At 65.0% G+C, this 23,255-nt stretch carries 19 protein-coding genes (1 of these 19 only partly in view); 15 read left to right on the top strand and 4 right to left on the bottom strand.

Annotated features, from left to right (window positions below; all coding sequences use genetic code 11):
* The 5 genes from accB to K1X11_RS16930 all read left to right on the top strand — a co-directional run.
* Positions 1-316, top strand: the 3' portion of a protein-coding gene (gene accB, locus K1X11_RS16950; protein ID WP_225919752.1) for an acetyl-CoA carboxylase biotin carboxyl carrier protein. It extends 173 nt beyond the left edge of the window; 316 of the gene's 489 nt are visible here — the last part of the coding sequence; its start codon lies off the left edge, out of view; it ends in the stop codon at positions 314-316.
* Positions 317-411: 95 nt separating this feature from the next.
* A complete protein-coding gene (accC, locus tag K1X11_RS16945; protein ID WP_221033290.1) occupies positions 412-1,782 on the top strand; it encodes an acetyl-CoA carboxylase biotin carboxylase subunit in 1,371 nt (456 codons plus the stop codon).
* Positions 1,783-1,924: 142 nt separating this feature from the next.
* Positions 1,925-2,365 carry an Asp23/Gls24 family envelope stress response protein gene (locus K1X11_RS16940; RefSeq protein WP_221033291.1) on the top strand — a complete coding sequence of 147 codons (441 nt, stop codon included), beginning with the start codon at positions 1,925-1,927 and terminating at the stop codon, positions 2,363-2,365.
* Positions 2,366-2,416: 51 nt separating this feature from the next.
* Positions 2,417-2,833, top strand: coding sequence for a DUF6286 domain-containing protein (locus tag K1X11_RS16935; protein ID WP_324726013.1), 417 nt, complete (start codon positions 2,417-2,419; stop codon positions 2,831-2,833).
* 74 nt (positions 2,834-2,907) lie between these two features.
* A complete protein-coding gene (locus K1X11_RS16930) occupies positions 2,908-3,822 on the top strand; it encodes a prepilin peptidase (RefSeq protein WP_221033292.1) in 915 nt (304 codons plus the stop codon).
* A 24-nt stretch (positions 3,823-3,846) separates the two neighbouring features.
* Here the strand turns inward: K1X11_RS16930 and galK are convergent, their stop codons facing one another.
* Together galK and ygfZ are read right to left on the bottom strand one after the other, a co-directional pair.
* The gene (gene galK, locus K1X11_RS16925) at positions 3,847-4,992 is read right to left on the bottom strand and encodes a galactokinase (protein WP_324726012.1); all 1,146 of its coding nucleotides are present in this window, start codon (positions 4,990-4,992) and stop codon (positions 3,847-3,849) included.
* Between the two features lie 43 nt (positions 4,993-5,035).
* Positions 5,036-5,959 (bottom strand): CAF17-like 4Fe-4S cluster assembly/insertion protein YgfZ, encoded by a 924-nt coding sequence (ygfZ, locus tag K1X11_RS16920; protein WP_225919469.1) that lies wholly within the window; start codon positions 5,957-5,959, stop codon positions 5,036-5,038.
* 285 nt (positions 5,960-6,244) lie between these two features.
* Between ygfZ and K1X11_RS16915 the strand changes: the two genes are divergently transcribed.
* A complete protein-coding gene (locus K1X11_RS16915) occupies positions 6,245-7,300 on the top strand; it encodes a 3-deoxy-7-phosphoheptulonate synthase (protein WP_221031421.1) in 1,056 nt (351 codons plus the stop codon).
* Positions 7,301-7,348: 48 nt separating this feature from the next.
* Here K1X11_RS16915 and K1X11_RS16910 read toward each other — a convergent pair whose 3' ends face one another.
* On the bottom strand, positions 7,349-9,007 hold the full coding sequence (locus K1X11_RS16910; protein ID WP_221031420.1) for an ABC1 kinase family protein: 1,659 nt from the start codon (positions 9,005-9,007) through the stop codon (positions 7,349-7,351).
* A gap of 159 nt (positions 9,008-9,166) precedes the next feature.
* Here K1X11_RS16910 and K1X11_RS16905 point away from each other — a divergent pair, with 159 nt between their 5' ends.
* The 3 genes from K1X11_RS16905 to K1X11_RS16895 all read left to right on the top strand — a co-directional run bounded on the left by K1X11_RS16905 (position 9,167) and on the right by K1X11_RS16895 (position 11,808).
* Positions 9,167-9,487, top strand: a complete 321-nt coding sequence (locus K1X11_RS16905) for a hypothetical protein (protein ID WP_221031419.1) — start codon at positions 9,167-9,169, stop codon at positions 9,485-9,487.
* A gap of 134 nt (positions 9,488-9,621) precedes the next feature.
* Positions 9,622-10,608 (top strand): malate dehydrogenase, encoded by a 987-nt coding sequence (locus K1X11_RS16900; RefSeq protein WP_221031418.1) that lies wholly within the window; start codon positions 9,622-9,624, stop codon positions 10,606-10,608.
* Positions 10,609-10,725: 117 nt separating this feature from the next.
* A complete protein-coding gene (locus K1X11_RS16895; protein ID WP_221031417.1) occupies positions 10,726-11,808 on the top strand; it encodes a glycoside hydrolase family 5 protein in 1,083 nt (360 codons plus the stop codon).
* 60 nt (positions 11,809-11,868) lie between these two features.
* Here the strand turns inward: K1X11_RS16895 and K1X11_RS16890 are convergent, their stop codons facing one another.
* A complete protein-coding gene (locus K1X11_RS16890) occupies positions 11,869-12,573 on the bottom strand; it encodes a hypothetical protein (RefSeq protein WP_221031416.1) in 705 nt (234 codons plus the stop codon).
* A gap of 236 nt (positions 12,574-12,809) precedes the next feature.
* Here K1X11_RS16890 and K1X11_RS16885 point away from each other — a divergent pair, with 236 nt between their 5' ends.
* From K1X11_RS16885 to K1X11_RS16860, 6 genes are all read left to right on the top strand, one after another.
* Complete coding sequence (locus K1X11_RS16885; protein WP_221031415.1) at positions 12,810-14,063, top strand: efflux RND transporter periplasmic adaptor subunit; 1,254 nt, start codon at positions 12,810-12,812, stop codon at positions 14,061-14,063.
* 57 nt (positions 14,064-14,120) lie between these two features.
* Entirely contained in the window at positions 14,121-17,957 is a 3,837-nt protein-coding gene (locus K1X11_RS16880; RefSeq protein WP_221031414.1) for an efflux RND transporter permease subunit, read from the top strand.
* Positions 17,958-17,997: 40 nt separating this feature from the next.
* Complete coding sequence (locus K1X11_RS16875) at positions 17,998-21,162, top strand: efflux RND transporter permease subunit (RefSeq protein ID WP_221031413.1); 3,165 nt, start codon at positions 17,998-18,000, stop codon at positions 21,160-21,162.
* A 32-nt stretch (positions 21,163-21,194) separates the two neighbouring features.
* On the top strand, positions 21,195-21,992 hold the full coding sequence (locus tag K1X11_RS16870; RefSeq protein ID WP_221031412.1) for a hypothetical protein: 798 nt from the start codon (positions 21,195-21,197) through the stop codon (positions 21,990-21,992).
* Positions 21,993-22,067: 75 nt separating this feature from the next.
* Positions 22,068-22,514, top strand: a complete 447-nt coding sequence (locus K1X11_RS16865; protein WP_221031411.1) for a rhodanese-like domain-containing protein — start codon at positions 22,068-22,070, stop codon at positions 22,512-22,514.
* Complete coding sequence (locus K1X11_RS16860) at positions 22,514-23,164, top strand: SAM-dependent methyltransferase (RefSeq protein ID WP_221031410.1); 651 nt, start codon at positions 22,514-22,516, stop codon at positions 23,162-23,164. Before K1X11_RS16865 ends, K1X11_RS16860 begins: the two co-directional genes overlap by 1 nt.
* Positions 23,165-23,255: the final 91 nt, after the last annotated feature.

Genomic DNA, 23,255 nt, shown 5'->3' with positions numbered 1-23,255 from the left:
CGTGAGCTCCCCGGCCCCAGCGCCCGCCCCCACCGCCATCGGGGCCGCCGCAGCCGAACCCGCTGAAGAAGCCGGCGTGACTTACATTAAGTCTCCGATGGTGGGCACCTTCTACCGCTCACCCTCCCCGGACTCCAAACCCTTCGCCGAAGCCGGCACCAAGGTGACCGAAAGTTCGGTGGTCTGCATTATTGAGGCCATGAAGATCATGAACGAGATCCAAGCCGAAGTGAAGGGCACGATCCTCGATGTCTTGGTCGAAAACGGCGAGCCCGTGGAATACGGCCAGCGCCTCTTCAAAGTGAAATCGGCCTGATTCAGGCCCGAATCGATTCAGCAACTTGAAGGCCAGCACCATTCATGCCGCCTTCTAAGGCCTTCCCGGTGCCCTCGCACCAATCCACTCGACGTATGATTCAAAAAGTCCTCATCGCGAACCGCGGTGAAATCGCCCTCCGTATTGTCCGCGCCTGTCGCGAACTCGGCATCAAAACCTTGGCGGTCTACTCGGAGGCTGACGTCCAGTCCCTCCACGTCCAACTGGCCGACGAGGCCATCTGCATCGGTGGTCCGCGCAGCGACGAGAGCTATCTCAAGGCCGATCGCATCATCGCCGCCGCCGAAATTGCCGATGTGGACGCCATCCACCCCGGTTACGGCTTCCTATCCGAGAACGCCAAATTCGCCGAACAGTGCGAATCCTGTAACATCAAATTCATCGGCCCCCGTGCCGAGTCCATCCGCCGCATGGGCGACAAGGCCGTCGCCAAGGAAACCGTGCGCAAAGCCGGCGTGCCAATCGTCCCGGGCTCCGATGGCCCTATCGCCAACGAAGCCGAAGCCCTCAAACTGGCCCGCAAGATCGGTTATCCGGTCATCATTAAGGCCGTGGCCGGCGGCGGCGGACGTGGTATGCGTATCGCCCACAACGACGTTTCCTTCGCCAAGGAACTCCACGTCGCGAAAAACGAGGCCGAAAAGGCCTTCGGCAACGGCGATGTCTACATCGAGAAATACATCGAGAAGCCCCGTCACATCGAGTTTCAGGTGCTGGCCGACTCCCATGGCAAGGTCGTCCACCTCGGCGAACGCGACTGCTCTGTCCAGCGTCGCCACCAGAAACTCATCGAAGAGGCGCCCTCCCCTTTCCTCCTCGCCAACCCCAGCCTGCGCAAGGCCATGGGCAAGGCTGCCATCAAAGCCACCGAGGCCGCCAACTACGAGAATGCCGGCACCATCGAGTTCCTCGTCGATGCTACGGGTAACTTCTACTTCATCGAGATGAACACCCGCATTCAGGTGGAACACCCGGTGACCGAGGAGCTCACCGGCATCGACCTGATCAAACAGCAGATCCTCATCGCCAACGGTGAACCGCTCCCCTTCGACCAGAAGGACATCACCTTCAACCGCCACGCCATCGAGTGCCGCATCAATGCCGAGGACCCGGCGCGCAACTTCACGCCCTCCCCGGGCACGATCGGACTCTACTACGCCCCCGGCGGCCACGGCGTGCGCGTCGACAGCCACGTTTACTCCGGCTACCAGATTCCGCCCTACTACGATTCCATGATCGGCAAACTGATCTGCTACGGCGCCGACAGGAAGACCGCCCTCGAGCGCGCCTACCGCGCCCTCAACGAATACCTCATCCGCGGCATCAAGACCACGATTCCCATCCACAAGGCCATCATGTCCGACCCAACCTTCATGGAGGGTAAGGCCACCACCGCCTACATGGAGGACTTCCTCGCCCGCACGCCGACCGACCTGTTCTCCTAAACGGATCCGCCTCGGTCACGCATCACCGCCCCGCCCTTTTCAAACCGCCCGCGCTCACCGCCGGGCGGTTTTTCTTTCTGTCGCGCCCGTCCCATCGGGAGCCTTGCCACACACCCGAGCGCCGCCTTAGCTGCCCCCGACCATGCACTCTCAGGAATTTCCCCCGCCTCCCCGTTACGACGACCAGCCCGACCTGGGTGACATCAAGATCAACCACAACGTGATCGCGGGCATCGTGCGCCTCGCCGCCCTCCAAGTTAAGGGTGTGGCCGGCGTCGGTGGCGGCATCGTCGACGGCATTGGCGAGATCTTCACCAAGAAGGAAGCCGACCATCGCGGCGTCCGCGTCCTTGAAAACGACGACAACGAATACGACATCGAGGTCCGCCTCATCGTCGCTTACGGGTCCGAGATCGGTCGCACGGCCTACGAAGTCCAACTCGATGTGCGCAAACAGGTCATCGCCATGACCGGCAAAGAGGTGCGCAAGGTCGACGTCATCATCGAAGGCGTCCGCCTCCCGTCCGACAAATCCACGCCCGAAGACGATCTCTGGCCGGAAGCTGGCGGTGCCACCGACTGAGCCCACCGCCACACCGCGCCCGCCGCCCCTTCGCATTCCCTCCCTTTCATCGTGAGCCCGATCACCGACTATCTTTCCACCACGCCGGTCATGACCATCGTCATCGGCGGAGGTCTAGCCCTGCTCTTGGTGCTGCTCTTCCTGCGCCGCCCGCGTGCCCTCCCGCTCGCCTCCAACGAAAGCGGCCAGCTCCTCATCTCCCGCCGCGCCCTCCATCGCATGGTGGAAGCCTGCTGCGAGCAGGTCAAAGGCGTCGCCTCAGCCAACGCGTCCATCAAGATCCGCAAGGAACGCTTCACCACCCGGCTCCGGCTCAAAGTGCGCCCCGAGGCCAAACTCGACGCGATCCAAGGCTACCTGACCCAGGAAATCACCGAGATCTACCGCGAAAACCTCGGCCTCACCTCCGAGATCGGCCCCATCGAGATCAAAGTGGTCGGCGTGATTCCGTCCGATCCGGGCTTCTGATCCGCCGCTTCAACGGTCGCAGGCCGACACTTCACCGGCCACCGCTCGACGCGCCCCATCCATCCCGCCCACCCATGCTGAGCGACCTGCAGCAGATCGACGCGCTCTTCCCGGCGTTGTTTCCCACGGCTGTTTTTATCTTCGGCGCCCTCATCGGCAGTTTTCTCAACGTGGTCATCTACCGCGTGCCCAAGGGCGAATCGATCGTCTCGCCGCCCTCCCACTGCGCCTGCGGCCAGCCGATCAAGTGGTATGACAATCTACCAATCCTGAGCTGGTTCATCCTCCGCGGCCGCGCCCGCTGCTGCGGCGCCCCCTACTCGTTCCGTTACCCGGCCATCGAGGCCTTCACCGGCGGACTCTTCCTCCTCTGCTGGCTCACCCACCCGCCGCTGGTCGCTTTCGCCGGACTCGTCCTCCTCGGACTGCTCATCCCGGCCATGTTCATCGACCTCGATCACATGATCATCCCCGACGGCATCACGATCGGAGGAACGGTCGTCGGCGTCATGGTCTCCTTCCTTATCCCGTCCCTCCACGGCTTCGGCGGCTCCGGAATCTTCGTGCTCGATGGCATGCGCTCCGCGACCCACGCCATTCTCGGCGTATTTGTCGGTTCCGGCCTGATCCTATGGATCGCCCTCATTGCCGAGGCGCTACTCAAAAAAGAAGCGATGGGCTTCGGCGACGTGAAGTTCATGGGCGTGATCGGAGCCTTTCTTGGCTGGAAGGGCGCCGTTTTCGCCATGTTTGGCGGCGCGATCGTAGGCACAGCTTGGTTCGCCATCGCCCTGCTCATCCAAGCTGTCACCCGCCAAAAACAATCCGCCGCCCTCCGCGCCGAAACCCCCGAGGGCGAGGAGACCGAGGTCGGTTTTGGCGCCCACGTGCCCTTCGGCCCGATGCTGGCCATCGCCGCCGGCACCTACCTGCTCGGCGGCTACCGCCCCTTCAACGCCTACCTCGATCAGTTTTTGCAGATCTGGTAGGCCGCGCCCGGCAGCGCGACCGCCTCAACAGATTCGCTCGGCGCCCCGCGCCGCCTGCAGATGCAACGGTGTCGCCGGCGCGCCCCACTTCTCCGCAAAGGCCGCACTGACTTCTGCCGCCGCCGCGGCATCGAAGCGCTCATCGGTCAACGCCATCACCGCGCCGCCAAAACCGCCGCCGGTCAGACGCGCGCCCCAAACGCCTTCGCATTCAACCAACCGATCCACGACGTCATCGAGCTGTACCGTGCTGTTTTCAAAATCATGCTGAGAACTGCGGTGTGAGGCCACCAACAGCTTACCCACGGTCGCCAAATCGCCCTCCGCCAGCGCCGCCTGCACGCCATTCACCCGCTCGATCTCCGACAACACATGGTGCGCCCGCTTGAAGACGGTCGGCTCCATCTGCGCTTTTGCCGCCACCAACGCTTCCAGCGTCGTATCTGCCAGCAGTTTCACGCCCAAAACCCCAGCCGCCGCCATACACTCGCGATGCCGCGACGCGTAAGCGCCGTCGACCAGCGCATGCCCGCCCGGCGTGTTAAAGATCCAGAAGTGCGCTCCCTCCGGCATCGGCACGGTCGAGAACGCCGTCGTCGCACAGTCGATGTGCACCAAACTGTTCTCCGCCCCAAACCCCGACACCCCCTGGTCGAGAATGCCGCACGGCACGCCCACGAAGTGGTTTTCCGCCCAGCGGCCGAGTTTCACGAGCTCCTCCCGCGGCAGGCTCTGCTCCGTCAGCGCCAAAAACGCCAAACCCGACGACAGCTCGATCGCCGCACTGCTGCTTAACCCCGCCCCCGTCGGCAGATCCGAAGCCACCGCAAAATCAAACCCACTCGGCGCCGTGAGCCCAAACTCCGGCATGCCCGCCAGCACGCCCAACGGATAATTGATCCAACTCTCGTCCCCCTCCTTCGGCTCCAGCACCCCGCTCTGAAGTACCACCCGCCCCGGCGCGAGATCGCTGCAAAACCGCCGCTCCCCATCCTCCCGCGGCGCAACCGCCACCCACAAACCACGATCGATCGCCGCCCCCATCACCTCGCCACCATTATAGTCGGTGTGGTTGCCGATAAATTCGATCCGGCCCGGCGCACGGCACACTGCCGTCGGGACCCGACCAAAGCTTTCCTGAAAGAGGGAAACAACTCGATCTTGCATCATTGCATCCCGGGGCATGCCCACCCGCTGCCCGACCGTCAACGCCTCACCCCGAGACGCCGCGCGATCGCCAAGAAACGACGCCTCCACCGTCCGCCCGTTGCAGTTCCCCCGCCTCCTGTCCGGCCAACGCCGCGCCCGCCATCGCCAGACCGACCCAACCGCCCTTTGCCAAACCGACCCGGGACCGCAGCTCCGCCACCACCTTGTCACCGTCCTTCAATTCCGACGCCGCTGCCGCCGGCACTTCGCCGTCACCGCTCACCACCACAAGCCGCCGACGCACCCGCCCCGTCGTCTTTAGCCGCGCCATCACTTCCTGCCCCAGGTAACAGCCTTTGTTAAAACTCACTCCGATCGTCTCCAGACCGCCTTCCTGCGGCAAATCGTTTGGCCCGATATCTACCGGCACCCGCGGCACGCCTCCCGCAATCCGCGCCGCTTCCACCTCGGCTTCACTCACCTGCGACGCGCCCGCATCCGCCCCCAGCTCCGCCGCCGACAGCCCTTCGCGCCGCTTCACCAGCCGGATCACGCTCCCGTCCAACAAACCGCCGCCCTCCCGCAGCACGTAGGTCGACGTTTCCGAGTCCCCCGGCTCCACCGCCGCCGCCTCACTCCACCACGACGCCTCCCATGCGGCCGTCTCGTCCGCCAGCTCCACGTCATCCGCGATGATGAATCGCTCCAGCCGTTCAATCAGCGCCCCCGCCAGCAGGCTGCGGCTAAACACGCGAAACGCATCTTCCCCCGCCGCCACGATCCAACTGTCGCCCTCGACCTTGCCCGTCCGCCCCAGCCAAAACCCATAGGCTACCCCGCCCGACGCCAGTCCCCGTAAATCCTGCGAAAACTGCCCTTGCAGGAATTCCGCCGCGTCTTCGCCCCTCACATCAACCACACAACCCCATTGCAACGGAGCCCAGGAAACATTTTTTGCAATATCGTTGCATTCTTTAAAATTCTTCATTTCAACTACTTAGGGTTTTTTGTGATAGTTTTTGAAAACTTTTATTGACGAACGTCCTCACATCACCGATGTTCGCAACATCAGATTTCTACTTCTCCCGCCTAGCGGGAGTTTTGGGGTAACTAAGAAAGCAAATGGCCGGTCACTTAGGGGTAGGTGGCCGGCCAACTTTTTATCCGGATTTCTCGACGCGCCAAGCGCGACTTCGCCCCCACCCCCTCGCCTGATACTCGCCCACCCGCAGTCTTGCCCAACGGGGAGCCAATCCTCCACTTTGGCCGGTTCATGCAACGCACGTCCGATATCAATGTCGTCGAGACCCGGGTCCTGCCCGCTCCGGAAACCCTCTTCGCCGAGCTCCCCAAGACGGAATCCCAGTCCGACTTCATCACCCGCGTGCGCGGCGACATCCACCGCGTGATCTTCACCGAGGACAAACGTTTCCTCCTCGTGATCGGTCCCTGCTCCATTCACGACCTCGAAGCCGGCCGCGACTACGCCCGCCGCCTCGCCGCCCTCGCCGCCGAGGTTTCCGACCGCATCCTCATCGTGATGCGGGTCTATTTCGAGAAACCCCGCACCACCGTCGGCTGGAAGGGCCTCATCATGGATCCGCAACTCGACGGCTCCCACGACATCGAGACCGGCCTCCGCACCGCCCGCGCCTTCCTGCGCGAGGTGCTCGACCTCGGTCTGCCGACCGCCACCGAGCTGCTCGACCCGATCACGCCGCAATACATTGCCGATCTCATTTGCTGGTCCGCCGTCGGCGCCCGCACCACCGAGTCGCAAACCCACCGGCAGATGGCCTCCGGCCTCTCCATGCCGCTCGGCTTCAAAAACGGCACCGATGGCACCCTCGGCGCAGCCATCAACGCCATCAAAGCCGCCTCCCAACCCCAGACCTTCATGGGCGTTTCAGTCGACGGTCGCGCCTCCGCCATCGTCACCCGCGGCAACCCCAACTGCCACATCGTCCTGCGCGGCGGCTCCGCTGGCCCCAACTACTCTCCCGAGCACATCGCCGAAACCGAAGCCGTGCTCACCAAAGCCGGCCTCCTGCCCTCGATCTTGGTCGATTGCTCCCACGCCAATTCCGCCAAAAAGCCCGAGCTCCAACCCGACGTCATGCGCGCCGTAGTGGAGCAGGTCACCGCCGGCAGCACCTCCATCATCGGAGCCATGGTCGAGTCCAACCTGGCCGCCGGCAGCCAACCCTTCCCCCAGCCCAAGTCCGACCTGCGCTACGGCGTTTCCATCACCGACGGCTGCATCGACTGGGCCACCACCGAACAGCTCGTGCGCGATACCTACGCCGCGCTCGCGCCACGTTTCAGCTGAGGCGCCGGCTTCTTTCAGCCGCCTCCGCCCCGTCCCCACCTCGCCGCCCTACCGCTCCAAGTCCCGCTTGGTGCGGTAGTCCTGCACAAAAATGCTGAGCACGAGGTAAAAGCCTCCGGCCGCCGCCGCGAGGAAACACAGGATCGCCAGCCCGGGATACCCGAAGAGCTGGAAACTGGAACTCACCCGCATCATCAGCGCCGCGCCCACGATCAACGCGCCCAACACCATGCCGGCCGTGATCCGGTTGGCGATTTTCTGCAGCCCCTCCAAAAACGGCTTCGCATCCTGCGACTTCACCTTCACCTGCAGGTCCGAACTCGCGACCACATCCAAAATCCGGTTCAGGCGCCCCGGTAACTTCGCCGCAAACTCCTTCGCCTCCAGCAACGAGGCGAACACGTTGCCCTTCGCCAAATCGGACTTCATCCGCTTTGTCATCAGGTCATCGACATGACGCTGGATCGAGGCCGCCGGATTAAACTCCGGCTCCAACGTCCGCCCGACTGACTCGAGTTGCATCAGCGTCTTGCCCAGCACCGTCAGTTCGCTCGGCACCCGCAGGCCCGAATCCCGCGCCAACTTGCTCAAATCCAGCAACGACCTGCCCACATCCAGCGATCGCAGGTCCTGATCGTGGCGTCGCGAAATGAGTTTCCCCACCTCTCGCCGAAACTCCCGCGGGTTGGCTGCCTCCACTCGTTCGCTCATCTGCACGACGGCCTCCGCCGCCTCCTCACCGCGACCTTCGCTCACGCCCATCAGCACTTTCAACAACTGCCCCTGCTGCCGGATCGACACGTAACCCACCATGCCCAGATCCAGCAGCGCCAAGCGCCCGTCATCGGTCACAAAAATATTTCCCGGGTGCGGATCCGCATGGAACAGCCCGTCGATCAGCACCTGCTGCAGGTAGCTCTCGAAGAGTTGTTCGATCAACGGCTCCAACTCCATGTCGAGTGACGCCAACGGACTCAGCTCCGTCACCTTGCGCCCCTGCACGCGCTCCATCGTCAACACCTCCCGCGCGCAGTAATCATCGATCGGCTGCGGCACGTAGATGCGGTCAAAACGCTTCAGGTTCGCGCCCACCACTCGCAGGTTCTGCGCTTCCCGCTCGTAGTTCAGCTCGCGCCGGATCGTCTGCCGAAACTCCTCCAACACCGCGCCAAACTGCACCTTCCGGCCCATCTCGGTGTGCGCGTCCAAAAACTCCGCCAGCCCCTCCAGCGCCTCAAAATCTTCCGCGATGCGTTCCCGGATGCCCGGTCGCTGCACCTTCACCACGACCTCCCGGCCATCGCGTAACACTGCCGCATGCACCTGGCCCAGCGACGCCGCCGCCATCGGCTCCTCTTCAAACGAAGCAAACGCCTTCGACAGCCGCACGCCCAGTCCTTCCTCCACCGCCTGCTGCACCTCGGCGAACTCAAACGGCTTCACGTTGTCCTGCAGACGCGACAGCGCCTTCACATACGGCGGCGGCAACAGATCCGGCCGCCCCGCCAAGACCTGCCCGAGTTTGATGTAGGTCGGCCCCATCGCCTCCAAATCGTCGGCCAACTGCTCCGGCGCGCTGTCCGGATCCACCTCGTCCGCCGACTGCGGTTCAAACGAGTCGTCGAGCCGACGCACCCAGTCGGAGCGGCCATACTTCCAGAGCAGACCGAGGATTTCGCTGTAGCGGGAAAGGTGAGACAGTTTCATGGCGTGATAAATTGAAGCGGAGTTGGACCTACGCCCTCGGCACGGACCGCAAACCGCCGCACCGGTTCGCACCCGCTCCCTCGCCCAACCAACTTACGATCCCCGGAACCTCTCGCCCGTCCTCCGACTCAGAGCCTATCCAGAAGACTCCCCCCGCCCATGTTTCGCGCCCTCAAAGACTCCGTCGCCGCCAGCACCGCCCGCCGCCTGCTCAACCAACACCTCGCCCGCTACGGTTCGGTCGAGGCCCTGCACCTCGACTCCCGCAACCGCCGCCTCGAAGTCACCGGCACCCCGCACGGCGAAGCCGAACCCGTCACCCTCGTCATCGATCGCTACGAACTCGATCGCACCGCCGACACCGTGCATCTGCGCGTGCTCGACTGCACCTGTTCACGACCCTGGCTTCAGGCCCTCATCGAGGACCACCTCTACCACCGCCCGCTCGAGATCCCGCGCTGGGCCGCCGCCTTTCTGTAACCGTGCCCGGCTTGCGTCGCTCCCGCCCCGCTCCGAAGCTGTCCCCCGAACGATCCGACACTCCGGCGATTAATTTTTCGCAATTCGTGCGTGTCCCCACCTCACGTTTTCTGATTACCTGAACCTTCTTTGCTATGAATTCTCCCATCCGTGTTGCTGTCACGGGTGCAGCCGGCCAGATCGGCTACGCCCTCCTCTTCCGTATCGCCTCCGGCGCCATGTTCGGCCCCGACCAACCGGTGATTCTTCAACTCATCGAAATCCCCAACGAAAAGGCCATGAAAGCCCTCGAAGGCGTGGCCATGGAACTCGATGACTGCGCTTTCCCGCTCCTCAAGGGCATGGTCCTCACCGATTCCGGTGAAGTAGGCTTCAAGGACGCCAACTGGTCGCTGCTCGTCGGCGCCAAGCCCCGCGGCCCCGGCATGGAGCGCGCCGACCTCCTCAAGGGCAACGGCGTGATCTTCACCGCTCAAGGTGAGATCATCGACCGCGTCGCCGCCGAGGACGCCCGCGTCGCCGTCGTGGGCAACCCCGCCAACACCAACACCATGATCGCCGCCTCCAAGGCCAAGCGACTCACCCCGGACCGCTTCACCGCCATGGTCCGCCTCGACCAAAACCGCGCCCAGGCCCAGCTCGCCAAGAAGGCCGGGGTCGACCTCACCACCGTCGAGGACATCTACATCTGGGGTAACCACAGCCCGTCCATGTATCCGGCCTTCCGCCACGCCACCATCGGTGGCAAGCCCGCCGTCGACGTCATCAACGACAACGCCTGGCTCGAAAACGAATTCTGCCCGGTCGTCGGCAAGCGCGGCGCCGCCATCATCGCCGCCCGCGGCCTCTCCTCCGCCGCTTCCGCCGCCAACGCCCTCGTCGACCACGTGCACGACCTCATGACCCCCGGCAAGGTGCACTCCATCGCCGTGAAGTCCGAAGGTGCCTACGGTTTCGATCCCAACGTCTGGGCCGGCATGCCGGTGCGCACCACCACGCCAGGCTCCTACGAGATCCTCAAGGACTACGACCTCAGCGACGCCTTCTCCCAGGAGAAGATCGCCGCCACCAACGCCGAGCTCGTCGGCGAGCGCGAGATGGTCGCCGAGATGCTCGGTTGATCCCGCGAGTCGCCGTCCGACCTTTCCGTTATTCGTTTCTTCTTCTTCCGCACGGCGGCTCCTTCCCGGGGCCGCCGTTTTCTTTTTCCCCCAACCCCCATCGTCCTCCACTTCCCCATGACCCCCCTCCGCCGACTCCTCCTTCTCACGCTCGCCGCCACCCTCCTACCTCTCACCACCGCGGCGGCCGAGCCCACCTTCAAACGCGGCGTCAACATCAGCCACTGGATGGCCCAACACTTCCCCGGCCGCTACGCCACGCCCGATCGTTTCGACGCCGAAGACGCCGCTTGGATCGCCGCCCACGGCTACGACCACGTGCGCATTCCCATCGACGGCCGCATCCTCATCAGCCTCGAGGGCAACCTCATCGCCGAACTCCTCGAGCCCCTCGACGAAGCCCTCACGTGGTGCCAGGACCAAAACCTCGGCGTTATCGTCGACATGCACTACCTGCCCGGCAACGAGTTCCTAAACGACGCCGCCGACAACGCCCTCTGGACCGACCCCGCCCTCCGCGCCGCCGCCGCCTCCCTCTGGCGCCAGATCGCCACCAAATACCGCGAGCACGGCCCCTGGCTCCGCTTCGAACTCCTCAATGAAGCCGTCGCCCCCGCCAACGAGGACCTCAACATCCTTAACCAACTCCTCGTCGACGCCATTCGCGAGGTCGACGCCGATCGCGTGCTCTACGTCTCTTCCAACCGCTGGGGCCAGTTCCAGACCGTGCCCGACCTGCGCCTCTTCGACGACCCAAACGTCCACTACGCCCTCCACACCTACGAGCCCTTCTTTTTCACTCACCAGAGCACCCCGTGGTCCGACCTCAAAGATATCCCTCCCGGCGACGTGCCGTTCCCGGGGAGCTACACCGTCGCCTCCGACAGCCCCCTCGCCGCCGACGTGATCGCCGACCACGGCAGCCGCACCATGCAGCTCGACCTCGCTTTTGTGCAGAACCACTACGCCCCGGTCATCGCCTGGGCCAAGGAGCACAACGTCAATGTGGTCATCACCGAATTTGGTGTCTACCGCGCCGCCGACCGTGCCTCCACCCTCAACTGGATCCGCGCCAACGTGGAACTCTGTGAAGAAGCCGGCTTCGGCTGGACGGTCTGGGACTACATGGGCGGCTTCGCCATCCGCGACGCCGAAGGCAACCCCACCGCCGTCCACGAAGGCCTCTTCCCCGAGAAGTGATCACCTTCGCTCGCGGCACGACCCTCTCCGCATCCCGCATCCCGTATCACGCATCACGCCTCACAATAGCCCCGCCAGCGCGCTCCGCTTGCTCAGCGCGAACGCTCGCCGCACGGCCACAAACGCCTCCACCAGCTCCATCGGCGCACCCGCCCGCGGGAACACCATCGCCAGCGATACGCCGTCGCACACCACTTCCGCCTCCACGTCCTCCACGCGCAGGGTGCAGGAGCGGTAGTCCGACGGATAATCCACCGCCAGCCCACCCGCCCCGTCCAGATCCTCCACCGCGTCGATCACCGCCTCCACCTGCACGCCTTTCTTCAGATCAAAGGCGATCTCACTGAACTGCCCCGCAAACAACGCCTCAAACGCCGGCGCCCCCAATCGTCCCGCCTGCAACTCGTGCAGTGTGCGTTTGCCGCTATACGTGCCCGGATCTCGCTCCCCGAGTCCATACTCCAGCTCGAAGGTGAAATCCTTCGCCGTCAGCACCGCCAGCGGACTCGTCACTTCGAGCGTCAGCTCCTTACGCTTGTAACGCAGTTCCGCCCGCGCCCGCTGAAACCAGCCCTCCGCTTCCTCCGCCAACACGTCCTCCACCAGCCGCGCAAAAAACGCCTGCGTCGCCGGCGTCACCGCATCCGGCACCGCATGCCGTCCTTTCTTGAAACCCGGCAACGCCTTCACCGCGCCTTCGCCGGCATCGCCCACCAATCGCACCCGCGAAACAAATTTACGCAAATCGTCACCTGTGTCGGCCATCGCGCGTCATTGAGGGGAATGCCTCCGTCAACGCACCTCCTTTTTCCCGGCCCGCTTCCCCCTTTTTGACCCGATTCTGACGGTATTTCCCCTTTTGACGCGCCTTCCGCAACTTTCCGGCCCTACAGGAGTATTATAGACCGCGACGCCATTCCCCCGCAGCCTGCCCCTCTTCCCCTCCCCTTTTTCATTCCGCTTCCATCGTGCGCAACCAGCCCTCCCCCCTCACCGCATCCATGTTTCGCCGCTCGGCCCCCCTCGGACCCAGCGCCCTCATCCTCGCCGCCGCCCTCGTGCTGACGGCTTGCGGCAAAAAGGAGGACCCCGCCTCCGGCCAAGCCGACGGTAAACCCGCCGCCGAAAAATCCGCCACGACCGACGCCGCCAAAACCGACGCCGCCGGCGACAAAAAACCCGGCCCCAATCGCGCCGGTCCCTGGGGCGGCGGTGGCCAGGAGGAGGCCGTCGCCGTGCAAACCGCGCCCATCACCCGCGGCCCCATTGCCGCCACCCTCTCTTTCAACTCCACCCTCGAAACCGAATCCACCGTCGAGCTCTTCCCCCAGATCTCCGGCCAGGTAGAGGAGCTGCTCGTGGAGGAGGGCGACTTCGTCAAAACCGGCGATCCGCTCCTCCAAATCGACGACCGCGAACTCCGCGTCGACGCCAACGAAGCCCAAGCCAACCTCGACCTCGAAAAGGCCAACTTCGATCGCATCCAGGAGCTCTTCAAACGCGGCCTCGTGAACCAGCAGGAGTTCGAAAACGCCCGCTACTCCCTCACCCAACGCCAGCTTGCCTTCGAACGCGCCCAGATCCGCCTCGACCACGCCACCGTCAAAGCCCCCTTCGACGGCGTCGTCTCCGAACGTGAGGTCCAAGTCGGCGCCCGCGTCGGCACCGGCACCAAGTTGTTCTCCCTCGTTTCCCTCCAGGACATGGTCGCCGTCGTTTACGCGCCCGGCCGCTACCTCACCGAGGTTGCCAAGAACCAACCCGCCGCCGTCACCTCCGAGTTTCTCCCCGGCCAAACCTACTCCGGCTGGGTCAAGCGCATCAGCCCGGTCATCGATCCGCAAAGCGGCACCTTCAAAGTCACCGTCGGCGTAAGCAACCCGACCCGCGAAGTCCTTCCCGGCCTGTTCGTTAAAGTCGCCATCACCACCGAAGAGCGCCCCAACGCCCTCCTCGCCCCCAAACGCGCCATCGTTTACGACGGCGGCGGCCAATACCTCTTCACCGTCCGCGACAACAAAGCCGTTCGAATCCCGCTCGAAGCCGGTTTCGAAACACCCTCCACCGTCGAGGTCCGCTCCGGTCTCTCCGTCGGTGATCCCATCATCGTGCTCGGCCAGGCCGGCCTGAAGGACGGCGCCACCGTCAAGGTCGTCGATCCCGACGTCGCCACCACCAAAAAGCCCCCGGTCGACCGCGAAAACCCCAACCGCAAAAAGCGCCCCGAAGGCGAAGCCGCCTCCACCGACTCCTGAAGCCGCCGCTCTCGGTCCCCCCACTTCATACTTCTTACTTCGGACTTCTTACATTCCATGTCGTTCCGTCCCGAGGACTCGCGCTTCGCTTTCACCACCCGCCGCCCTGTCGCCATCCTCATGGTCGTCATGGCGGTCGCCGTCTTTGGCTGGGTTTCCTACAACCGCCTCGCCCTCACGCTCATGCCCGACATGAGCTACCCGTCCCTGACCGTGCGCACCGAATACCCCGGCAGCGCCCCCGAGGAAATTGAGACCACCATCTCCCAGCGCCTCGAACAGGAGCTCGGCATCGTCCCGGGCCTCACCTCCATCTCCTCCATCTCCAAAGCCGGCCAGTCCGACGTCATCCTCGAGTTCCAATGGGAAACCGACATGAACGTCGCTGCCGCCGACATCCGCGAAAAGGTCGACCAGGTCCGCCTCCCCGACGACGCCGAGCGCCCCCTCCTCCTGCGCTACGATCCCACCCTCGATCCCATCATGCGCCTCGGCCTCGCCGGCCCGCAGGACCTCTACGACCTGCGCTACCTCGCCGAGTATGACATCAAGCGCCGCCTCGAAGCCCTCGACGGCGTCGCCGCCGCCAAGATCAAGGGCGGTCTCGAGGAACTCTACCTCGTCGCCATCGACGAATCCCGTCTCTCCACCCTCAACCTCAACATCAACCAGGTCAGCCAACGCCTTTCCCAGGGCAACGTGAACCTCCCCGGCGGCAACCTGCGCGAGGGCCAGACGGAATACCTCATCCGCACGATGAACGAGTTCCAGTCCCTCGCCGAGGTCGAGGCCCTCATCGTCACCCGCCAAAACGGCGTCGATATCCGCCTGCGCGACATCGCCGAGGTCTCCCGCTACCACAAGGACCGCGAGGTCATCACCGCCGTCGATGGCCACGAGAGCATCGAGATCGAGATCTACAAGGAAGCCGACGCCAACATCGTCGAGGTCGCCCGCCGCGTGACCGAAGCCATCTACGGCACCCCCGCCCAACAGGCCTACGTCGCCACGCTCCCGCCCGACGGTTCCTTGCCCCCGCCCACCGCCGAAGAGCGCAAACAGATGCAGGCCGCCGCCGCTTCCGCCCGCGCCCCCGGCGGTCGGGGTGGCCCCGGCGGCGCCGGTTTCGCCGCCCGCCAAGCCGAGGCCCAGCGCGTCCTCCGCCACCGCGCCAACACCGACTTCGTGGCCTTCCAGCTCCCGGCCGACTCGAGCATCCAGACCCTCGCCGACCAATCCATCTTCATCCGCAACTCCATCGATGAGGTGAAGAACAACGCCATCTTCGGCGCCATCATCGCCGTCGGCGTGCTCTTCGTCTTCCTGCGCAACCTCGGCCAGACCCTCATCATCGGTATCTGCATCCCCATTTCCATCGTCGCCACCTTCGCGCCGATGTTCATGACCGGGGTTTCCCTCAACATCATCTCGCTCGGCGGTCTCGCCCTCGGCGTCGGCATGCTTGTCGACAACGCCATCGTCGTCCTCGAGAGCATCTACCGTTGTCGCGAGGAGGGCGACGACCTGCAGACCGCCGTCGTCCGCGGCGTCAGCGAGGTCGGCATGGCCGTCACCGCGTCCACCGCCACCACCGTCGCCGTCTTTTTCCCGATCGTGTTCGTCGAAGGGGTCGCCGGCCAGGTCTTCGGCGACATGGCCCTCACCGTCGTCTTCTCCCTGCTGGCCTCCCTCTTCGCCGCGCTGTTCTTCATCCCCATGCTCGCCTCGCGCGACTTCACCGGCAACAGCCAGGCCGTCGGCGAAAAACTCGCCCAGGGGCAGTTCCTCCAATTCCCCCGCGCCACCGCCAACGAGTCCTGGGGCCAACGTCTGCGCGACACCGTCACCGGCATCGGCCTCTACCTCGTGCGCACCCTCTGGGTGCTCCTGCTGCCCGTCGCCCTCGTATCCAAAATTCTGATATCGCTGCTGGCCGTCGTCCTCAGTCCCCTGCTCTGGCTCCTCGGCCGCAAAGCCGCCCCCGGCACTTCGCTCTGGACTCGCCTGACCAGCTGGCTGGCCGACGACAGCTGCGGTCCGTTTGCGGGTGAGGTCATCTGGCCCGGCTTGTTGCGCTTCACCGCCGCCACCGCGTTCGGCTCCGGCTGCGCAACCTTCGCCGCGTGGATCAGTCGCGGGCGCAACCTGTTCTTCAAAGCTATCCGCGCGCTCTTCGTTGTGTTCGTGCTGCCCTTCTTGCTGCTGCGTTTCGTCTTCACCCTCTTCATCCGCACCGCCAGCACCGTTCTGCAGGCCATCGCCCTCTGGATCGCCGCCACCGTCCTGCTCATCATCCGCCTCGGTGCGCTCGTCCTCCAGCCGCTCGTCGCCCCCGGTCTCGCCACCTTCAACCGCGGCTTCGACCTCCTGCAAAACACCTACCCGCGCATCCTCCGCCGCGCCCTCGATCAACGCTGGGCTGTCATGGGCACCGCCGCCGCGCTCTTCGCCGCCTGCTGGTTGCTCCTCCTACCGCGCCTCGGCCGCGAACTCATTCCCCAAGTCCACCAGGGCGAGTTTAACCTCGATATCACCCTGCCCGTCGGCACGCCGCTCGAACGCACTTACGAGGTCACCAACCTGATCGACGAGGCCGTCCGCGTGGAACCCGAGGTCGCCCTCACCGCCCTCACCGCCGGCGCCGAAGACAACGCCACCCGCGCCTCCGAAGCCGGCGAACACACCGCCCGCCTCACCGTGCGTCTCAAGACCGGCACGCCCCTCTCCGCCGAGGAGGCCGTCATCGAACGCATTCGCCAAAAGTTCCGCGACTTCCCCGAACTCAAACTCGAGGTCACCTACCCCGCGCTCTTCTCTTTCAAGAGCCCGGTCGAAGTCGAAGTGCGCGGACACGAGTTGGAGACCCTCAAAAACCTCTCCCGCACCGCCGAGGCCCGCCTCGCCGAAATCCCCGGCCTCGTCGACGTGCGTTCCTCGCTCCAATCCGGCAACCCCGAGATTCGCATCATCTACCACCGCGACCGCCTCGCCGAATACGGCCTCTCCCTGCGCACCGTCGCCGAACTCGTGCGCAACAAGGTTCAGGGCGACGTCGCCACCGAATACCGCCAGGCCGAGCGCCTCATCGACATCCTCGTGCGCCTCCAGGAAGACGACCGTCTCGGTCTCGCCGAACTCTCCCAACTCATCGTCAATCCCGGCGGCGAGATCCCTATCCCGCTCTCCGCCGTTGCCGACCTGCGCGTGTCCGAAGGTCCCAGCGAGATCCGCCGCATCGATCAGACCCGCACCGCCGTCATCTACGCCAACCTCTCCGGCGCCGACCTCGCCACCGTCTCGCGCGAAATCGTGTCCGTGATGGAGAGCATCGATTTCCCCACCGGCTTTGACTACGCCGTCTCCGGCCAGAACGAGGAAATGCAGACCTCCATCAACAGCCTGCTCCTCGCCTTCGCCCTCGCCCTGTTCCTCGTCTACATCGTCATGGCGAGCCAGTTCGAGTCGCTCATCCAGCCCTTCCTCATCATGATGACCGTGCCCCTCGCCCTCATCGGCGTCATCGGCGCGCTCTACCTCACCGGCACCTCCGTGAGCATCATGGTCTTCATCGGCCTCATCATCCTCGCCGGCATCGTGGTCAACAACGCCATCGTGCTCATCGACTACATCAACACCCTGCAGGACCGCGGCATCGAGCGCACCGAAGCCATCATCGAAGCCGGTCGCGCCCGCCTCCGCCCCATCCTCATGACCACCCTCACCACCGTGCTCGGCCTCGCGCCCATGGCCCTCGGTCTCGGTGAGGGCTCCGAGATCCGCACGCCCATGGCCATCACCGTCATCGCCGGTCTGGCCCTCTCCACCGTGCTCACCCTCGTCATCGTCCCCACCCTCTACGCCCAATTCGGCGGCCACCGGAAGGTAAACAGCTAGGTCCACCTCTTACCTCGAACATCCAACATCTTACATCGAGATGCGCCCCCGCGAACCCATCGCCTATTCCCTGCCGCGCTTCTCCGTCACCCGCCCGGTGACGGTGTTGATGATCCTCTGCGCCATCCTCGTGGTCGGCTTCATCGCCAACCAACGCATCCCCGTCGAACTCTTCCCCGCCGGCATGGAGGGCAAGAGCCTCGGCGTGCATGTGAGCTACGGCAACGCCTCCGCCCGCGACATCGAAGAGAAGATCACCCGCCCCATCGAGGAAGCCATCGGCACCATCAGCGGCGTTCGCGAGATCAACAGCTTCGTTAACTCCGGCCGCACCTTCAGCCGCATCACCTTCCAAAACGACGTCGATATGCAGCTCGCCTACGCCGACCTGCAGGACCGCATGGACCGCCTCATGCCCGAGATGCCCGAGGACGTCGACCGCATCCGCCTGCGCCGCTGGGACGAGAACGACATTCCCATCATGTATCTCATCCTCGATCTGCCCGAGCAGATCGTCGACAAGGCCTACGTCCTTGAAACCGTCATCGAACCCGCCGTGCAACGCGTCGATGGCGTGGGCAACGTCGATACCTGGGGCGTCGAAAACAAGGAGATCCGCATCGACCTCATCGACGAGCGCCTCCGCTCCCACCGCATCGATCCCAACACCCTCATCCAACTCCTCCGCAATCAGAACTTCGACCTCTCCAGCGGCTGGATCATGGAGGGCGGCAGCAAGGTCTACGTGCGCTCCCTCGGCCGCCTGCGCACCGTCGAAGAGATGCGCGCCCTTATCGTCGACCCCGCCCACCGCCTCACCCTCGGCGACATCGCCGACGTGCGCTACCGCTCCAGCGAACGCGACTGGGCCTACCGCATCGACGGCCGCCCCGCCATCGGCATGGAGGTCACCCGCGAATCCACCGGCAACATCGAGGCCATCTCCCGCGGTGTCCGCGCCGCCCTCGACGAACTCACCGCCGACCCCCAACTCGCCGGCCTGCGCTACGAGGTTTTCTGGGATCAGGGCACGCACGTGCGTGAGTCCATCGACAATCTCAAATCCACCGGCCTGTGGGGCGGATTCTTCGCCGCCCTCGTCATCTATGCCTTCCTGCGCGCCCCGCGCATGACCGGCATCCTCACCCTCGCCATCCCGCTCTCCCTGCTGTGCACGCTCGTGGTGGTCTACTTCATGGGTTGGACGCTCAACCTCGCCACCATGATGGGCCTGCTCCTCAGCGTCGGCCTCGTGGTCGATAACGCCATCGTCATCACCGAAAACATCTACCGCAAACGGCAGCTCGGCGGCGAAGCCACCCAGGCCGCCATCAGCGGCGCCGGCGAGGTCGGTCTCGCCGTGACCATGGCCACGCTCACCACCGTTGTCGTGTTCCTGCCGCTCATCCTCATGAGCGACGACGCCGAGTTTTCCTTCTGGATGCTGCGCATCGGCATGCCGGTCATCGCCTCGCTCCTCGCATCCCTTTTCATCGCGCTCGTCTTCGTGCCGCTCGCGTCCAAACGCCTGTCCCGCGGTCACCGCCACCACGAGCCCAAGACCATCGGTTGGATGCGCCGTCACTACACCTCGGTGCTGCGTTGGACCCTTCACCACCGCATCGAAGCCAGCCTCATCGTGCTCGCCACCTTCTGCACCATCGCGATTCCCATCAGCCAGGTGAAACAGGCCCGCGACCAGGGCGGCGACGAAGAGAACAACATGCGTTTCTTCTTCGAACTGCCCTCCGGCAACGAGTTCGCCGAATCCGACGCCTTCATGAAAACGGTCGAGGACTACCTCCAGGCCAACAAGGACACCTACAACTTCTCCAGCATCGAAACCCGCTTCGGTCGCTCCAACGGCCGCGTCCAAGCCCGCTTCCAGGACAACGAACCGTCCGAGTGGTATGAGGTCGTCTGGCACAACTCCCTCGTCGGCCTCGGCCTGCGAAAACCCCAAATGACCAAGCCGGAGATTGAAAAACACTTCCGCGACAACTTCGAGACCCCGCCCGGCGTGGAGTTCCGCACCCGCCGCTGGGGCGACTCCGGCGGCGTGGGCCGCATCACCATCACCCTCTACGGCGACGACACCTCCACCCTCATGGGCCTCGCCGAACAAGCCGCCGACCGCCTCCGCTCCATCGACGGCGTCCTCGGCGTCGAGACCTCCATGGAACGCGGCGGCAACGAGCTGCAGGTCCAAATCAACCGCGATCGCTCCCGCGAACTCGGCGTCGACCCGCGCCAGGTCTCCGGTTCCATTTCCTACTCCATGCGCGGCATGGAGGTCGGCCGCTACTACGCCCCCGACGGCCGCGATGTGCGCATCCAGGTGCAGCTCGAAGACGCCGAAAACCAGCGCATCGACGACCTCAAATCCATGACCTTCTTCACCGAAAACGGACGCGAGGTGCCGCTCGAATCCGTCGCCGATCTCACCGTCGAAAAAACCCTCGGCCAAATCTCCCGCCAAAACCGCCTCACCACCCTCAACGTCACCGCCCGCACCACCATGCCCCAATACCAAAAGGTCATGGCCCAGGTCGACGAGGTCATGGCAGACTTCCCCATGCCCCGCGGCTACCGCTGGGACAAGGGCCTGCGCTGGGTCCGCCTGCAGGAAAGCAACCAGGCCCAGCAGTTCGCCATGCTGCTTTCGATCACCTTCGTCTTCCTGCTCATGGGCGTGCTCTTTGAGTCCTTCATCCTGCCACTCGCCGTCATCATCGCCGTGCCCTTCTCCTTCCTCGGCGTCTACTGGGCCCTCTTCATCACCGGCACCGAAATGAACATGATGGCCATGATCGGCATGGTCATCCTCATCGGCGTCGTTGTGAACAACGCCATCGTGCTCGTCGATCTCACCAACCGCCTCCGCGAAGAAGGTGTCTCCCGCCTCGATGCCCTCGTCCAAGCCGGCCAGCAACGCCTGCGTCCCATCCTCATGACGACCTGCACGACTGTCTGCGGCCTCATCCCCATGGCCCTCGGCAACTCCCAGATGATCGGCATGCCCTACTCCCCCATGGGCCGCGCCATGATCGGCGGGCTCATCATGTCGACCGTGCTCACCCTCGTCGTGGTGCCGCTCTTCTACCTCCTGCTCGACGACCTGCGCAACTACGCCGCCAACATCGCCCGCAGCGCCCTCACCCCCTTCCGCTCCGCTCCCTCCCCCAAAGCCACTCCACCGCTGTAGCCGGGGTCGTCGACCCCGGTCGCCCCGCCGCCATGCCACACCCCACCCCGCGCGTCCAGCCCCTCCTCCTCGCCCTGACCGGCATCGCCTTCCTGCTCGCCGGCTGCGAGACGACAACCTCCCACACCGCGTCCTCCCTCACCGTCCAAGCCGCCCGCGCCCCGCGTATGGCTACCACGGATACACCGACGCCAGCCGCGACCGAGCCGCGCACCTACACCCTGCGCTACGTCAACGCCAAGAGCCGCGACCTCATCCAGCCCGACCTCTCCGCGCTCTTCGCCACCCTCGCCCGCCAAGGCTTCACCCCCGCCGTCGCCGACGCGTCCCCGGATGCCATCGTTTGGATCGCCGCCATTACCGACCTGCACCAGGAACAACAAGTCGGCTCCCTCGAAGGTCCACCCGCCGCCGACAACCCCGACTCCCTGCGCTACAAAAACGCCGCTGGCATGATCGGCCGCTACAACCGTCTCATGCACGACGACCGCCACGGTTCCGGCGAGATGATCCTCGGGCCGGAAGGCGAAGTCATCATGACCGGCAACCTCGGTGACAACGTGACCGACGAAGCCCGCTTCGATTCCAACATCCCTCAGCGCACCGTCCTCCGCCAACGCAACGTGCTCGCCCTCTGGGCCACCCGCACGACCTCCCCCGCCCACGCCGACGACGACGGCGAACTCTGGCTCGTGGAAGCCATGAGCGACCAACCCGCCGGCGATCCGCCCACGCCTTTTCCCGTGCTCGTGGACCTCGCCCTGCAAAACCTCGGCACCGATACCCACGGCCCCCAAACCGTCCCCCTCCCCGAGCCCACCACCCCGTAGCTGCGGTTTCCCCACCACGCCCCGCAATTCGTAGCTGCGCTTGAGCAAAGCGAAAGCGTGGCCCACCGTGCGAGCATGACCCCACACCCACGCCGTCACTCCCTTTTCACCGCCCTGCTCGGCCTCTGCTGCCTCGCCCTCACCGCCTGCGCCCAATCCAACATCCCGCGCATCTCCCCGACTGAAGCTGCCGCCCAAGTCGCCGCCGGTGAAGCCATCCTCATCGACGTCCGCGAAGCCGCCGAATGGGCCGACACCGGCGTCGCCGCCCCCGCCCGCCTGCACGCCCTCAGCAATCTCCGCGGCGACCGCTCCGCCTGGGCCGAAACCCTCGCCGACGCCAAGGCCCACCACACCCCGCTGCTCCTCTACTGCCGCTCTGGCAACCGCTCCGGCCAGGCCGCCGCCGCGCTCGCCGCCGAGGGCTTCACCGTCGCCAACGTCGGCGGTTTCCGCGACTGGCAAGCCGCCGATCTCCCCACCCGCGCCGCCGACGAACCACCCGCTAAATCCACTCCTTAATGTCCGACTCCGATTCCACGCCTCCTCCGTCCTACGGCTCCGACTTTTGGGACAACCGCTACGGCACCGCCGGCACCGACTACGTGTTTGGCACCGCCCCCAACGATTTCCTCGCTGCCTGCGCGTCGTCACTGCCGCCCCAATCCAAGGTGCTCTGCTTGGCTGAGGGCGAAGGTCGCAACGCCGTCCACCTCGCCCGCCTCGGCCACACTGTCACCGCCGTCGACCAAAGCGCCACCGGCCTCGCCAAGGCCCGCGAACTCGCCGCCCAACATGGTGTGAGCATCACCACCCTCACCGCCGACCTCGCCACCTTCACCATCGCCCCCGGCGCTTGGGACGCCGTGGTCTCCATCTTCTGCCACCTGCCGCCCGACCTGCGCCGCCAGGTTCACGCCCGCGCCGCCGCCGGCCTGCGCCCCGGGGGCCACCTCATTCTCGAAGCCTACACCCCGGAGCAGCTGAACCACCGCACCGGCGGCCCCATCAACAACCCGCCCCTGCTCATGCGCCGGGCCGAGATCGTGACTGAGTTCCCCGGCCTCACCTGGCTCACCGCCCAGGAAATCGAGCGCGACGTCGTCGAAGGCACCGGCCACACCGGCCGCGCCGCCGTCCTCCAACTCCACGGCCAACGCCCCTCCGCCTGATTTCGTCCCGCCCCCCGTGGCTACAAGCGTGAGCGAGTGGTCCCCCGCTCGCCCCCGCTCCCCACCACTCCGCCCCTTCGCACGTCACCCG

It is taken from the genome of Actomonas aquatica (genome assembly GCF_019679435.2).
GTDB classification, from domain to species: domain Bacteria; phylum Verrucomicrobiota; class Verrucomicrobiia; order Opitutales; family Opitutaceae; genus Actomonas; species Actomonas aquatica.
This window is presented reverse-complemented; position numbering and strand designations above follow the sequence as displayed.